9 protein-coding genes are annotated in these 14659 nt (G+C 69.3%); 1 reads left to right on the plus strand and 8 read right to left on the minus strand.

The window, feature by feature from the left end; all coding sequences use genetic code 11:
* The 6 genes from QLH51_RS06755 to QLH51_RS06780 all read right to left on the minus strand — a co-directional run.
* Nucleotides 1-2822 (minus strand): PAS-domain containing protein (locus tag QLH51_RS06755; protein ID WP_206428762.1); only part of this gene is annotated, 2822 nt, incomplete at its 3' end.
* Between the two features lie 44 nt (nucleotides 2823-2866).
* The gene (locus tag QLH51_RS06760) at nucleotides 2867-6070 is read right to left on the minus strand and encodes an error-prone DNA polymerase (protein WP_125654250.1); all 3204 of its coding nucleotides are present in this window, start codon (nucleotides 6068-6070) and stop codon (nucleotides 2867-2869) included.
* A 156-nt stretch (nucleotides 6071-6226) separates the two neighbouring features.
* Nucleotides 6227-7783, minus strand: coding sequence for a Y-family DNA polymerase (locus tag QLH51_RS06765; protein ID WP_206428761.1), 1557 nt, complete (start codon nucleotides 7781-7783; stop codon nucleotides 6227-6229).
* On the minus strand, nucleotides 7668-8459 hold the full coding sequence (locus QLH51_RS06770; RefSeq protein WP_206428760.1) for an ImuA family protein: 792 nt from the start codon (nucleotides 8457-8459) through the stop codon (nucleotides 7668-7670). Before QLH51_RS06770 ends, QLH51_RS06765 begins: the two co-directional genes overlap by 116 nt.
* A gap of 327 nt (nucleotides 8460-8786) precedes the next feature.
* Complete coding sequence (locus tag QLH51_RS06775; protein ID WP_125654245.1) at nucleotides 8787-9617, minus strand: hypothetical protein; 831 nt, start codon at nucleotides 9615-9617, stop codon at nucleotides 8787-8789.
* A 238-nt stretch (nucleotides 9618-9855) separates the two neighbouring features.
* A complete protein-coding gene (locus QLH51_RS06780) occupies nucleotides 9856-10413 on the minus strand; it encodes an AAA family ATPase (RefSeq protein WP_125654243.1) in 558 nt (185 codons plus the stop codon).
* Nucleotides 10414-10559: 146 nt separating this feature from the next.
* Here QLH51_RS06780 and QLH51_RS06785 point away from each other — a divergent pair, with 146 nt between their 5' ends.
* A complete protein-coding gene (locus QLH51_RS06785; RefSeq protein WP_164516042.1) occupies nucleotides 10560-11042 on the plus strand; it encodes a GNAT family N-acetyltransferase in 483 nt (160 codons plus the stop codon).
* 245 nt (nucleotides 11043-11287) lie between these two features.
* Here the strand turns inward: QLH51_RS06785 and QLH51_RS06790 are convergent, their stop codons facing one another.
* Together QLH51_RS06790 and QLH51_RS06795 are read right to left on the minus strand one after the other, a co-directional pair.
* Nucleotides 11288-12172 carry a transglutaminase family protein gene (locus tag QLH51_RS06790; protein WP_125654290.1) on the minus strand — a complete coding sequence of 295 codons (885 nt, stop codon included), beginning with the start codon at nucleotides 12170-12172 and terminating at the stop codon, nucleotides 11288-11290.
* Nucleotides 12172-14655 carry a circularly permuted type 2 ATP-grasp protein gene (locus QLH51_RS06795; RefSeq protein ID WP_125654239.1) on the minus strand — a complete coding sequence of 828 codons (2484 nt, stop codon included), beginning with the start codon at nucleotides 14653-14655 and terminating at the stop codon, nucleotides 12172-12174. The genes QLH51_RS06790 and QLH51_RS06795 overlap by 1 nt, the downstream gene beginning before the upstream one ends.
* Nucleotides 14656-14659 lie beyond the last annotated feature (4 nt).

Below are 14659 nucleotides of genomic sequence, written 5' to 3' on the forward strand. Positions count from 1 at the left end.
CGCCCGACCCGGCTGTCGAGCTCCACCCCCGCCCCCAGCAGCGTCGCGGTCCGCGCGACGATGGCGAGGCCGAGGCCCAGCCCGGCATCCTCGGCATTGGCCAGCCGCTCGAACTCGCCGAACACCCGCGCCCGGTCGGCCTCCGCGATGCCGGGGCCGGTGTCGACCACCTCGATCCGCGCCATCCCGCCCCGCCGCCGCACGCCCACCACCACCCCGCCGCGCGTGGTATAGCGCACCGCATTGCCCAGCAGGTTCTGCACGATCGAGCGCAGCAGCACCCGGTCGGTCGCGACCACCGCATCGCCCGGTGCCAGCCGCAGCGTCAGCCCCTTGGCCCGCGCCTGGTCGGCGAAGCTGTCGACCAGCTCGACCAGCAGGTCGCGTGCCCCAAAGGTCGTCGGCACCGGCACGATCCCCCCGGCGTCGAGCTTCGATATGTCGAGCAGCGCGCGCAGCAGCTGGTCGGCCGCCGCGATCGACTGGTCGATCCGTGCCGCCAGCGGCCGCGCGCGATCGTCCGCCCCGCGCGCCAGCGCCGCGGTAAACAGCCGCGCGGCGTGCAGCGGCTGCAACAGGTCGTGGCTGGCGGCCGCCAGGAACCGCGTCTTGTCCGCCGTCGCCCGCGCCAGCGCGGCGTTGGCATCGGACAGCGCCCGCGTCCGTTCCTCGACCCGCCGTTCTAGGTCGGCGCGCGCCGTCTCCACCGCGCGCAGCGCCTGCGCCTCGACGGTGATGTCCGAAAAGCACATGACGTATCCGCCGCCCGGCATCGGCCCGCCGACGGTCTTGAGCACCCGCCCGTCGTTCCTGACCCGCTCGAACCCATGCCGTGTGCCCCGCCGCATATGCGCCAGCCGCCGGGCGACATGGTCGTCGACCTCGCCGGGGCCGCAATCGCCGCGCAGCGCGTTGAACGCGATCGCATCGGCCACCGGCGCACCGACCCGGATCATGCCCGGCGGAAAGCCGAACAGGTCGATATAGCGCTGGTTCCACGCGACGAGGTTCAGCTCGGCATCGACCACGCTGACGCCCGGATCGATATGCTCCAGCGTCGCGGCCAGCAGCCCCTTGGAGAATTGCAGGCTCTGGCCGCTCTCGTCCAGCATCCGCGCGACGTCGTCCGCGCCCAGCCCCTCGCCCGACAGCGCCGATCCCACCAGCCGCCGCGCGGACGACACGCCGACCACCTGCGCGACCAGCCGCTCGGCGCGGCGCGCAGCGCGCGCGTCGACATGGGTGCCCGGCCCCAGCTCGGCCTGCGCCCGTTCCGCGCCGACGAAGCGCGCGACCAGCTGCGTCAGCTCGGGCAGGTCGCGCACCGGCGGCACCCGGTCGTCGCGGACGAAGGGCAGCCGCGGCGCGCGCGACGCGGCGACGATCGCATGGACGGCGATGTTGGCGATCAGCGTCGCCACCGCCGCCGCCGCGACCGGCCCCATGCCGCCCCAGCCCGCGACCGGCAGCGCCTCGCCCATCAGCGTCGGCACGAACAGCAGCAGCGTCCACCCCATGAGCCCGGTCGCCAGCCCCGCCTTCGCCGCCAGCGGATCGCGCCCGCCACCCAGCACCGCCAGCAGCAGCGCGGGCGCGAACTGCGCCATCGCGGCAAAGGCGACGAGGCCGATCGACGCCAGCCCGCGCGTCGCCGGGATCAGCAGCGCGGTCAGCAACGCGACGCCGATGATCCCACCGATCACCGCGCGCCGCACCCAGAGCAGCGTCCGCCCGACATGCGCCGCCCGGGCCATGCGCGGGCTGCGCAGCAGCAGCGGCGCGATCAGGTCGTTCGACACCATCGTCGCCAGCGCGACCGTCTCCACCACCACCATCGCCGTCGCCGCCGAAAATCCGCCGACGAACCCCAGCAGCGCCACGACCGGCGCGCCCGCCGCCAGCGGCATGGCGATGACCAGCAGGTCGGGCCGCGCGATCCCGCCCTGCACCAGCGCCGCCAGCGTGATCGGCACGACCAGCAGCGCGGTCGCCGCCAGATAGGCGACGAACGGCCAGCGCGCCTGTGCCGGGTCGTCGGGACCGCTCGCCGCGATCACCGTCACGTGGAACTGTCGCGGCAGGCACAGCATCGCCGCCGCCGCCAGCGCGGTCGCGACGCAGAAATCGGCGATCGCCGGCGCCCTCGCGAACCCGCCGGCCAGCCGCGCGATCCCGGCGCTGCGCTGTGCCGGTGCCGCCGTCGCCACCAGCCACACCGCGAAGCCCGCCACCGCGGCGAACGCCGCCAGCTTGACCACCGATTCGACCGCCACCGCCGCCAGCAGCCCGCTATCCGCCCGCCCCTTCGCCTGCCCCCGCGTGCCGAAGGCGATGGCGAACCCGGCCAGCAGCAGCGCGGTCGCGATCATCGGCCGCGTCGCGTCGCCCGTGCCGGCGAGCGCGGCATAGCTGGTCGCGACCGACCGCAGCTGCAACGCGACATAGGGGATTGTGCCGGTCAGCGCGATCAACGTGACCAGCGCCGCCACCCCGCGGCTGCGCGAGAACCGCCCGCCGATGAAGTCGGCGATCGACGTCGCGCCATCGGCCTGCACCGCGCCGACCAGCCGCACGAGCAACCGCCGTCCGGCGACGAACAACAGGATCGGCCCCAGATAGATCGGCAGATACGCCCAGCCATCGGCCACCGCGCTGCCGACCGCGCCGTTGAACGTCCAGCTGCTGCAATAGACCGCCAGTCCCAGCGTATAGACGATCCGCCGGTCGCGGGCCGGCACGCCCCGCCGCCGCACGCCCCATGCGACCGCGAACAGCGCAGCGGCATAGCCGATCGCGACGACGAACAGCAGCAACCCGTTCATGAAGCCTCCCCGGCCGCCGTCCTACGCGGGGGTGGTCGCGCTTGTCAGTGGAAATCGCGCGACCTGGGCACCAGCCGCACGTCGCGCGGATGGCGTGCCGCGATCGGCCGTACCGCCTCGCTCCCCGACGGCGCGGCCTCGCCCAGCGTGTCGAGCAGATCGCTGCGATCCTGCACCCGCGCGCCCATCAGGTGGACGATCCCCTCGCGGCTGCGCTGCACCTCGCCCTCGACCAGCATCAGCCGCGCGCCCATCACCTCGCGGCGATACGCCTCGAACAGCCGCGCCCACAGCACGACGTTGACGATCCCGCTCTCGTCCTCCAGCGTGACGAAGATCGCATTGCCCTTGCCCGGCCGCTGCCGCACGAGGACGAGGCCGGCGCCGATCACCTTCGTCCCCGCCTTCGCGGACCCGATCTCGCCACAACTCGCCACCCCCATCCGCCGCAGCCGTTCGCGCAGGAATTGCAGCGGATGGCCTTTCAGCGACAGGCGCAGCGTCTGGTAATCGGTCACGACATGCTCGACCGCGGGCATGGCAGGCAGCGTCATTGTCGGTTCCTCGCCCAGTTCGGCGGCACGGGCATGGGCGAACAGCGGCAGTTCGGCATCGGGGGTCCGCCGCACCTCCCACAATGCCTCGCGCCGGTCGTACCCGATCGACCGGAACGCATCGGCATCGGCCAGCAGGCGCAGCGCGCGCTGCGGCAGCCGCGCCCGCCGCGCCAGTTCCTCGACCCCGGCAAAGGGCCGCTGGGCGACGATCGCCTCGGCCCATTTCTCGCGGAACCCGTCCATCTGGCGAAACCCCAGCCGCAGCGCGAGCTTGTCCCCTTCCAGCTTGTTGTGCCAGTCGCTCACATTCACATCGATCCCGCGCACCTCGACCCCATGGTCGCGCGCATCGCGCACGATCTGCGCCGGCGCGTAAAATCCCATCGGCTGCGAATTCAGCAGCGCGCAGGCGAACACCGCCGGATGGTGGCACTTGATCCACGACGACACATAGACCAGCCGCGCGAACGACAGCGCGTGGCTCTCGGGAAAGCCATAGCTGCCGAACCCCTCGATCTGGCGAAAGCAGCGTTCGGCAAAGTCCGGTTCGTAGCCGCGCCGGGTCATGCCCGTAATCATCTTTTCCCGAAGTTCCTTGATGGTGCCGGGATTGCGGAACGTCGCCATCGCCCGGCGCAGTTCGTTCGCCTCGCCGGGTTTGAAATCGGCGGCGACGATGGCGAGCTTCATTACCTGTTCCTGGAACAGTGGCACACCATAGGTCTTGTCGAGCAGCGCCTTCAATTCATCGGGATCGTGCGGCGGCTTGGGCGATGGGTATTGCACCACCTCCTTCGCGGCGCGCCGTCGCAGATAGGGGTGGACCATGTCCCCCTCGATCGGTCCCGGCCGCACGATCGCCACCTGCACCGACAGGTCGTAGAGCGTTTCGGGCTTCAGGCGCGGCAGCATGTTCATCTGCGCCCGGCTCTCGACCTGGAACACGCCGATGCTGTCGCCCTTGTGCAGCATCGCATACACGTCCCTGTCGTCCGCCTTCAGGTCGACGGTCAGGTCGTGGTCGCCCAGATCATGCTGGCGCAGCAGGTCGAACGCCTTGCGGATGCAGGTCAGCATCCCCAGCGCCAGCACGTCGACCTTCATCAGCCCCAGCGCGTCGATATCGTCCTTGTCCCATTCGATGAAGGTCCGCCCTTCCATCGCGCCATTGTGGATCGGCACCATTTCGTCCAGCCGCCCCTGCGTCAGCACGAACCCGCCGACATGCTGCGACAGGTGCCGCGGGAATTCGAGGATCTGGTCGACCAGCCAGCGCAACTGCGCGATGTCGGGATTGTTCAGGTCGAACCCCGCGCTGACATAGCGCCGCGCCTCCATCGCGCCCGCGAAACTGCCCCACACGGTACTGCCCAGCCGCTGCGTCACGTCGCGGGTCAGGCCCAGCACCTTGCCGACCTCGCCCACCGCGCTCCTCGGCCGGTAATGGATGACCGTCGCGGCAATGCCGGCGCGTTCGCGGCCATAGCGGGCGTAGATATACTGGATCACCTCCTCGCGCCGTTCATGTTCGAAATCGACGTCGATGTCGGGCGGCTCGTCGCGTTCCTCGGACACGAAGCGCGAGAACAGCAGGTCGTGCTCGCTCGGATCGACCGAGGTGACGCCCAGCAGGAAGCACACGATCGAATTGGCCGCCGACCCGCGCCCCTGGCACAATATCGGCGGATCGCAGCTCCGTGCGAAGCGGACAAGGTCGTGGACGGTCAGGAAATAATGCGCGTATTTCTGCTGGCGGATCAGCGCGAACTCCTCGTCCAGCCGCCGCTGCACCCCGCCCGGCAGGTCGGGGCCGTAGCGCGCGTGCGCGGCGGTCGTCGCCATATGCTCCAGCCAGTCCTGCGCTTCCCACCCCGTCGGCACCGGCTCGTGCGGATATTCATACTTCAGGTCGGTCAGGCGAAAGGTGATGCGCCCGAGCAGCGCGACGCTCTCGTCCACCGCCTGCGGACAGTCGCGGAACAGCCGCGCCATCTCGACCGGGTCCTTCAGATGCCGCTCGGCATTGGCGGCCAGCCTGCGCCCGGCGGCGGCGATCGTCGTCCCTTCGCGGATACAGGTCAGCACGTCGTGCAGCGGGCGCTGTTCGTGGGTCGCGTACAGCGCATCGTTGGTCGCCAGCAGCGGGACGCCCACCGCCTGCGCCAGCGCGATCCGCGCCGCCAGCCGCCGCCGGTCACGTCCGCCACGCGGCATCGCCGCCGCCAGCCACACCCGCCCCGGACAGGCATCGCGCAACCGCGCCAGCAACGCCGCATCGGGCGCGGTGACGATCAGCAGCAGCCCCTCCTGCCATGCGAGCAGGTCGGAAAGGCCGAGTTCGCACGCGCCCTTCTTCGCCCGCAGATTCCCGGCGCTGAGCAGCCGCGTCAGCCGCCCCCATGCCGCGCGGTCGACCGGATAGGCGACGATGTCCGGCGTCCCGTCGGCGAATACCAGCCGGGCACCGACGACGAGGTCGAAATCGTTCGGCTGCAATCCCTGTTCGACCAGCCCCGCATTCGCCTTTTTCAGCGCGAGAAACGCCTGCACCACGCCCGCGACGGTATTGCGGTCGGCGATCCCGATCCCGGCCATTTCGAGTTCGTTCGCACGCGCCACCATGTCGGACGGCGCCGACGCCCCGCGCAGGAACGAGAAATGCGTCGCGGCGATCAGTTCGGCAAAGGGCATGTCACGCGGCCAGGCCGACCATGATCTTCTTCGTCCCAAACGTCATTCCAGCGAAGGCTGGAATCTTTCGCGGCAAACACGTTGTACCAGCAACGGAGGGACCCCGGCCTTCGCTGGGGTGACGCAGCCGGTGCGGCGTCGCAAGCGCGGCACGCCTCACGCGAACACCCCATGGACATACCACATCGGATCGGGCGTCTCGCGATCGTACAGCCCGTGGCGGAAAATCCAGTAGCGCCGCCCGCGCACGTCCTCGACGCGGTAGTAATCGCGCGTCCGCACCTTCGCCTGGCCCCGCCGCCACCACTGCGCGGCGATCCGTTCCGGCCCCTCGAACCGGATCACGTCGTGCAGCACGCGGCGCCAGCGGAAGCGGTGCGGCGGCCCGTCGGGGACCTCGGCCATCACCTCGATCCGCTGCGGCGGGTCGAACAGGTGGATCGGGCGCAGCGGCGGCTCGCCGGCCTCCGGCGCGTCCCAGCCGGTCGGCGCAGGCGTGTCGATCGCGGGGATGGTCAGCACGCCCTGTTCGGGCAGATGGCTGTCGCCCGGTGCCATCCGCGCGATCCGCCCGCGCCCCAGCCGGGTGGTCAGCCGGTCGACCAGCGCCGCCATCGCCTCCTCGCTGACCGCCCCGCCCTCCAGCTGCAACTGGGTGGCGGCGAGCGGTTCGAGCGCGGGGACGCTCATGCGGATCATGTCGAACCCGAACCCCGGATCGATCGGGTCGGACAGCGCGTCGATCCGTTCGCGGAACAGTCGCAGGATCGACGGCGGATCGCGCAAGGGCAGCCCGCTTTCGACCGCCAGATCGCGCAGCGCGCCATCCGCCCGGTACAGCCGCACCGCAAAGCGCCGCCCGCCGCGATCGCGCGCGGTCAGTTCGGCTTCGGCCTCGCCCGCCAGATCGCCGATCGTCGCCAGCACGTCGGCGTCGCGCGCGATCGGTTCGGCGAAGCGCCGCTCGAAGAACAAGGCGGGCAGCGCGCGCCGCGGTCGCAGCCGCTGGTCGGCATCGCCCAGCAACCGCGCGAGCGCCGCCACCGTTTCCTCGCCGAAGCGCGCCGCGATCGGGGCGGTCGGGCGGCTGGCGAGATCGCCGATGGTGCGCAGGCCCGCGCGGCGCAGCGCCACCGCGATCTCGTCGTCCAGCCTGAGCGCCGCGACCCCCAGCCGCCGGACCGCCGCCGTCTCGCTCGCCGCCGGGGCGCTCTGGAACCGCGCCAGCGCCTGCGCCGCGTCGGGCGTATCGGCCAGCGCGTGGCGCAGCGTGCCGAACCGTTCCAGCCGCGCCTCGACTTCCGCCACCAGCGCGCCTTCGCCGCCGAACAGGTGCGCGCAGCCGGTGATGTCCATCGTCACGCCGTCGCCGCCGTCGAATGCCACCAGCGGCGTGAACCGGTCGCACGCGTCGGCGATCCGCTCCAGCCAGCCATGGTCGGCGAACGGATCGGCATCGACCACCGCCAGGTCGGGCAGCAGCGCACGGGCATCGGCCAGCGCCATGCCCGGGGCGATCCCCTGTTCCACCGCCTGTGGATCGACCGATGCGATGCGCAAGGCACCCCGCACCGTCTCGACACAGACGAACGGGGCGTCATCCGGCACGCCGCAGGGGGATTGGCGCCGCAACCGGTCGGTCGGCAGGAACGGCCACCACAGCGCCAGATGGCGTCGGCCGCTCTGCGGCGCTGACGAAGACGGCTTGCTCACGGTTCCACTCCACTTGCCAGCGGCCATCGGCACCCCGGCCGCGCTGACGCAATAATTCGAGGTCGAAGGTCGGATGGCCCGGCGCGTTGGCGGGCAGCGGCTGCGAGGCGCAGGACCGCACCGCCCAGCGCGTGTCGGCGGCGCTCGCCACCGGAGTCGCGGCAATGCGCAGCAGCAGCGCGGTCACCCCGCTTTCCTCCGCCGCCAGCGCGAGGCGGCGGCTGGCGGTCAGGTCGAGCGCCCTGGGATCGCGGTGCAGTTCGATCACCGCCACGCCGACGCCGGCACAGCGCACGACATCGGCGGCGGCGCGCAGCACCGACAGCGGATCGGGCAGCAGCCCCAGCAGCAGCCGCGCGGGATCGACTCCGATCTCGACCAGCCCCGGCGCGTGCAGATGCCCGCCGCCCTGCACCACCGCCGCTTCGCGCAACCACACGATGCCGCCGCCCAGCCGGACCGCGAGCATGCCCGCAAAGCCGGTCGCGCTGCCGGCATCGCCGATATCCAGCGCGAAAATCTCGTGCACCCGTCCGCGCGCGACTCCACCGGACAGCGCGGCATCGATATCGCCATGCCCGGTCGCCACCCGCACCGCCTCGGCCACCGGCGCGCGCCGCTCCATGGCGGCGACGCAACGCTTCAGCGCGACAAGGGTGGACGACTCTAGGTTCATGATTTGTTCTTTATCGCGCGTCCGTTACGGGTTCGTCAATCCGGGTTGGCCGCAGTGTTCCCGCGAGGCGGGATCTCCGGGAACGTCCCGAACCGAGCCACATCGTCACCGCACCCCGTCACGAGTCGGGATTCCATCGCCAACGCCTTTCCGCGCGTTCCGGACGTCCCCCGACCGGACCGGCCTCTGCCGGGGCGCGAAGTGACGATGGTCGCGGCGGTCTGGCGAAGCTGCGACATGCCGGGCCAGCCGGGCGGGACCCGCGGGCCGGCGCTGGCGAACTCGGCCGACTTTCCCGCAAACGATCGAATTTCGGGAAAATGTCGATCAGTCGCCCAAGGGATGCTCTGGCGGCCATGCAGTCAGCATCCCTTGTCGCACCGCTTCGCCGATCGCACTTTCGCGATCAGGGTCGATCGGGCGCTTGACCAGATTTACCTTCAGTTTCTGTCGCTCGATCGTTGCGGCAAACTGCGGCGACACATACCTGCCACCGCCCGCGCCTGAGATGCGGAATAATGGAGGTAAATCAACTTCACCGGTGGGGACTGACAGTGCCATGTTTTGCCATGTATTGGTGTAAACCTTCGACACGGATGGCGCGTCCAAACCGTCGTCGGTCAAAGCCGATCCGTATTTATCGAGATCGATGCGATCGAGCGACGAAAGCTCTAGATCAAACACCTTTGGGTCAGCCCAGCAATATAGAGCGAAGAACTCCGCTACGGCATCAGCCTGCGGCGCGTGATCGCTCTGCGCTCTGCGCCAAACTGTCAGCGGCATAATCTGCATGTCCGGTTGGCCAGCTTCCTGAAGCGCCGTCAAAAACCGCTGCGACACAACCTTTACCGGAAGATCATAGCTGCCAGAATAGTCCCCGATCTTGCTCAGTGATCGAAGGCCCGTCGCGAGATAGAAGCGCTCCGGCGTTAACTCAGCAGGCAATGCACCACGACGATCATACCGCATCCAAGCGTGCCATCGAGCCTGTTCCCGGCCCTCCTGCCAAACGCCGGGTTCATGCTCATAGCTGTCGATCGACCCTAGCTGAAGGTCGTCAGCGTATGACCCTAACTGCCACAAAAACAGTCGTGGTTGCTCAAGCTCACCGATGCCGAACGTCCGTCCAGTCGTTTGAGATATAAACTCAACTGGCATCAACGGGTCCTTCGGTGGGCATGAGCGGCGGCATCGCGACGAATAGAAAACTGCCTCCGGTCAGAGGCGCTTGTACCGCAACTTTGCATCGCCGAGCGATCAGCCGCAATTCTAAAAGGCGAGATGACGATGGGGCGCGATTGCTTCGCAACTAATTTCCTTCCCACAAACGAAGGGTGAGCGAGACGGCCGGGGCATTCCCATTGGGATCGATATTTTGGAAAGAGGGGTGGCCTGGTCAGAACTGGCCGGCCACCAACCATCGCTCTGCTGCCGACAATGCGATACCGAAGTCGCAGCCGGTATCGAAGAACGGCAGGTCTACTTCGCCGCACGATTTCTCGATCCTCCGACTCGTCCGACAACCATCGAGAAGGTGCGCCAGCATGACCTGCCGCGGCTCGTCGGTCAGCCAGTCGTTCGGACCGTCGCGGAATTGCAGAACGAAACCTGCCTTCTCCTTTGCGGATAGCCGGGGATACCCCAGAAAACAGGCCCGCGCTTCTCCGGCAGCCACGAGCGTGGCAACGTCACACGGGTCCAGACAGGCACCCTCGATCAAATAGTCTCGCCCGTCGTCGATCATATTCTCGGTCATCGCCCGTATGATCGGCCATAATCGCGCCGCTTCTTCCAAGTCGTCGGCTTCAGCATTCAGGCCCAGCACCGGTGCGCCACGCACCAGTCCCATACGTAGCACATCCAGCGACAGCCACGGCACGCCGGCCTGCGTCATCATCCGCGACGCCAGCAGCGACTTGCCGCTGCGACTTGCTCCACCGATGAAGTAGATCATGGTGCGTCCATACCCTAACCGGTCTCCGATCGCGATCATTCCTGCAAACGAACGACGATCGAGACGGCGCAGGCGTTCTCGATATCGATCGAGTTTCGGGAATTATCCTGATTGAAGCGGGCCATTCCCGGCGATACCCGATGCGCATGGACACCTCCTACCAGCTGCAATGGGCCACCAAAACCGATTACGATGACCTAGCCGACGTAATGTTCGAGGCAGTCAGAAGCGGCCCGAGCAAATATACGGATAGGCAGCGTGAGAGATGGGTGCCCCACCGCCGCAGCGGCGAGGAATGGGACGCGCGTCTTGATAGGCAGATGATTGTCTTGGCTCGATCCGTGACCGTGATCGCAGGCTTCATGAGCCTTGAGCCCAATGGCTATATCGATTTCGCTTACATCAGGCCGTCAGCGCAGGGGACCGGCTTGTTCCGACAGTTATACACATGGATTGAGCAGCGCAGCCTTGAGCGAGGCGATGGAAAATTGTGGGTGCACGCGAGCTTGATGGCGCAACCGGCATTCGCGGCGATGGGCTTCAGCATCGTTGAGCATCAGACTGTCGAAATTGACGGTGAGAGTTTCGATCGCGCGGAGATGCAGAAGGTGTTCGCCATTCCCAAATAGGAACCCGCGACGGACAAACGGACCCGCCAACCCACTCGGCGACGCTCCGTCAGGGTCCGGTTTCCGAAACCTGTTCCCGAATGCCTTTTCCCGAAACGGTTCGTCGGACATGGAATATCGGGAACGCGCAAACGTCCGGTACGGGTCGGGCACCGGCAGGGCATCGTCCGGCGGCGGCTGCGCTTCGCGGGCGGCATCGGCCGGGCCGGCTGCCCTGATTACCGCCACCCGCCTTCCCGAACCGGCTACCCGACCGGCAGCGGCTCCACGTCGACCGACACCTGCATCGTCTGCGCGCCCGACCCCAGCACGACGCCATCGATCGGCGCGATGTCGGCATAGTCGCGGCCGATCGCCATCACGACATGGTCCTCGGCCATCCAGATGCCGTTGGTCGGATCGACCCCGGTCCATCCCAGAACGGGACCGGCCCATACCAATACCCACGCATGGGTCGCATCGGCCCCGACCAGCCGTTCCTGCCCCGGCGGCGGCAGCGTGCGCAGATAGCCCGAGCAATAGGCCGCGGGCAGCCCCGCGCCGCGCAAGCCCGACAGCATGATCTGCGCGAAATCCTGACACACCCCGCCGCGCTTGGCGAAGGCTTCGGCGGGCGGCGTGTCGACCAGCGTCGCGGTCGGATCGAAGGCGAAGTCGCGCTGGATGCGCCGGGCGAGCGCGATCGCGGCGTCGAGGATGCCGTGATCGTCGGCCAGGTCCTCGGCACACCATGCCGCGATCTCGGGCACGATGGGCACATGGGTGGAGGGAAAGAGATAGCTGACCGGGCTGGCGGGGCCGGCATCGGCGACCTCGCCCACCATCCGGCGGATGTCGGCCAGCGTCGGGTCGGTCGGCGACGGCAGCGGGATCGTGCGTTCGACGCGCACCGTCGCCCGGCTCTCGATCGTCAGCGTCCGTTCGGGCCGCTCGACCACCAGCCGGGTGACGTTGGCCAGCCCCGCCTGCGCCCGCGCCGGTTCGGTATGGCCGCCCGGTTCGACGAGCAGCGCATATTCCTCCAGCTCCTGCCCCGACCACAGGATCGGCCGCAGCCGCAGGTTGCAGCGCGCGAACCCCGCCGCCTCCTCGTAATCGAAACGGGTGATGTGGCGGATGGCATAGCGCATCATGCGAGGGTCAGCCCGGCTTCGCGCAGCGGCTGCGCGCCTTGCAGGAAATAGCGGGTGCCGATGGCGTCGGACAGTTTTTGCAGTTGCTGGTTGATTTCCAGCACCCAGCCGCGGTCCAGCCGATCGGCCGAGGCCATGGCGATGCCCGCCGTCAGCCGCGCGGCGATGCGCTGCTGCGGCTCGGCGATGCCGGCATCGTTCAGCACCGGCAGCTTCGCCAGATGGCCGACGATCGTCTCCACCTGGAACGCGATGCCGCGCGGATTGCCGGGGTCCAGCGCGATCAGGTCGATCACCGGCACCCGTGCGAACCCCATCAGGTAACGCTGGCGATAGCTGATCTGGCTGTCGGCCAGGTCGAGCAGCGTCGACAGGTCCTCGGCGCTCGCCCGGCGCAGGTCGACCGCCAGCAGCGTGCGCGTCGCCGCCATCGCCCGCTCGATCCGCCGTCCCAGATCGTGGAAGCGCCACGCATCGGTCCGCCCCATATGTTCGGCCGACAGCCCGGCGAGCGCGGCATAGCGGCGCTGCAACGTACCCGCCCGGTCGAGCAGCGTGCCGGTCATCGGATGCGGCGCGTCGAGCAGCCGCACCATGTCCAGCGACAACCGGTCGCGCGACACGCCGCCGATGCCGGTCGCCATGCGGTTGATCGCGCGCACGCTGCCCCAGCCGTCGACCGACTCCATCGCCTCGCGCCCGAAATCGACCAGGTCGCGGCGGCGGTGGCTGGGCGGGCGGGCGGCCGCGCCGGTGTCGACGATCAGCGTCACCAGCCGCTCGACCGTCGCCGGCGCCAGCGCCGCGCCGGTATCGGCGGAGATCGAATGGCCGAACAGCACGCGGATGACGCCCAGCAACGCCTCGCCCCGCTCCAGATAGCGGCCCAGCCAGAACAGGTTGTCGGCGACCCGGCTGGGCAGCGTGCCGGGATTGCGGCGCAGTTCCACGCTGTCGGTCGGCTGCAGCAGCGATACCGGCGCGACCGGATCGGGACCGTGGACGACGACGTCGGCCGACCACGACCCCTCGCCCATCACCGCCGCGCGCGCGTCGGGCTGGTCGCCGATCCGCACGAAGCCGCCGGGCAGCACGACCCAGCGCCCGTCGCCGCCGCGCGCGGCGAATACCCTGAGCGAAAAGGGCCGCGGCAGCAGCTCGCCGTCGCACACGGTCGGCATGGTCGACAGTTCGGCGACCTCCTGCCCGACATAATCCTGCGGGCGCAGCGCCATGGCCGCCGTCAGCCGCGCGCGCGCCGCTTCGTCCAGCGACGCGCCCAGCACCGGCCCGGCCAGCTCCGCCACCGGCCCGGCAAAGGCGGGACCGATCACCAGCTGATCGAGCGACGACAGCACCCGCGCCCGATCGCCCGCCCGGCCGCACCACCATGTCCCGATCGATGGCAGCGACGGCGCCCGCCCCAGCAACCGCTCGCCCAGCGCCGGCAGGAACGCGGCGAAGGCCGGTGATTCGAGCACGCCGACGCCCGGCGCATTGGCGATCACGACATTGCCCGCCGCCATCGCATCGACGAGGCCGGGTACGCCGATCGTCGAATTGGCATCGAACGCCAGCGGATCGATGAGGCGCGGATCGATCCGCCGCCACAGCGCGTCGATCCGCTTGAGGCCCGCGATGGTGCGGACATAGAGCTGGTCGTCGCGCACCGCCAGGTCGGCCCCCTCGACCAGCAGGAAACCCAGATAGCGCGCCAGATGCGCCTGTTCGGGATAGCTGGGGTTGAGCTTGCCCGAGGTCAGCAACCCGATGCGCGGCTCGGCACGGCGGCACGCGGCGGCGATGCCCGCGCGCATCGCGGCGAAGAACGGCGCATGGCGTTCGATGTTGAGCCGCGCGGGCAGGCCGCCCAGCGTCCGGCCGATCGCCAGCCGGTTCTCCAGCGCATAGCCCGCCCCCACCGGCACGCGGACATGGTCGGCCAGCACCCGCCAGCGCCCGTTGGGTCCGCGGCACAGATCGGCCGCCACGAAGTGCAGCTGGTGCCCGCCCGGCGGCACCAGTCCGACCATCGGCCGCAGGAACAGCGGCGATCCGGTGACCAGCATCGCCGGCAGCACGCCGTCGGCCACCAGCCGCTGCTCGCCGTGGATGTCGGCGACGATCGCCTCGAACAGGTCGGCGCGCTCGGCCATCCCCTCGGCGATGCCGCGCCATTCGTCGGCCCCGATCAGCAGCGGGACCGGCGACAGCGGCCAGCGGCGCTCCTCATTCTCGCCCGCCGCACGATACGCCGTGCCGATATCGTCGGAATGCCGCTGCGCCCGCTCACGCGCGGCGGACAGCGTGTTGCCCGGCACGCCGGCCAGTTCCTCGAACGCCGCCTCCCACGCCGCACGATCCTGCACGGTCGCATGGCACAGCATGTCGCCCGGCCGAGCGGCAGCACAATATTCGTCGAGCCAGCGCCCACCGGTCGCGCCAGCATCGAACCGTCCGTTGATTGCGCGGCTGGCCATAGAG

It is taken from the genome of Sphingomonas sp. 2R-10, assembly GCF_030062225.1.
GTDB lineage: Bacteria > Pseudomonadota > Alphaproteobacteria > Sphingomonadales > Sphingomonadaceae > Sphingomonas.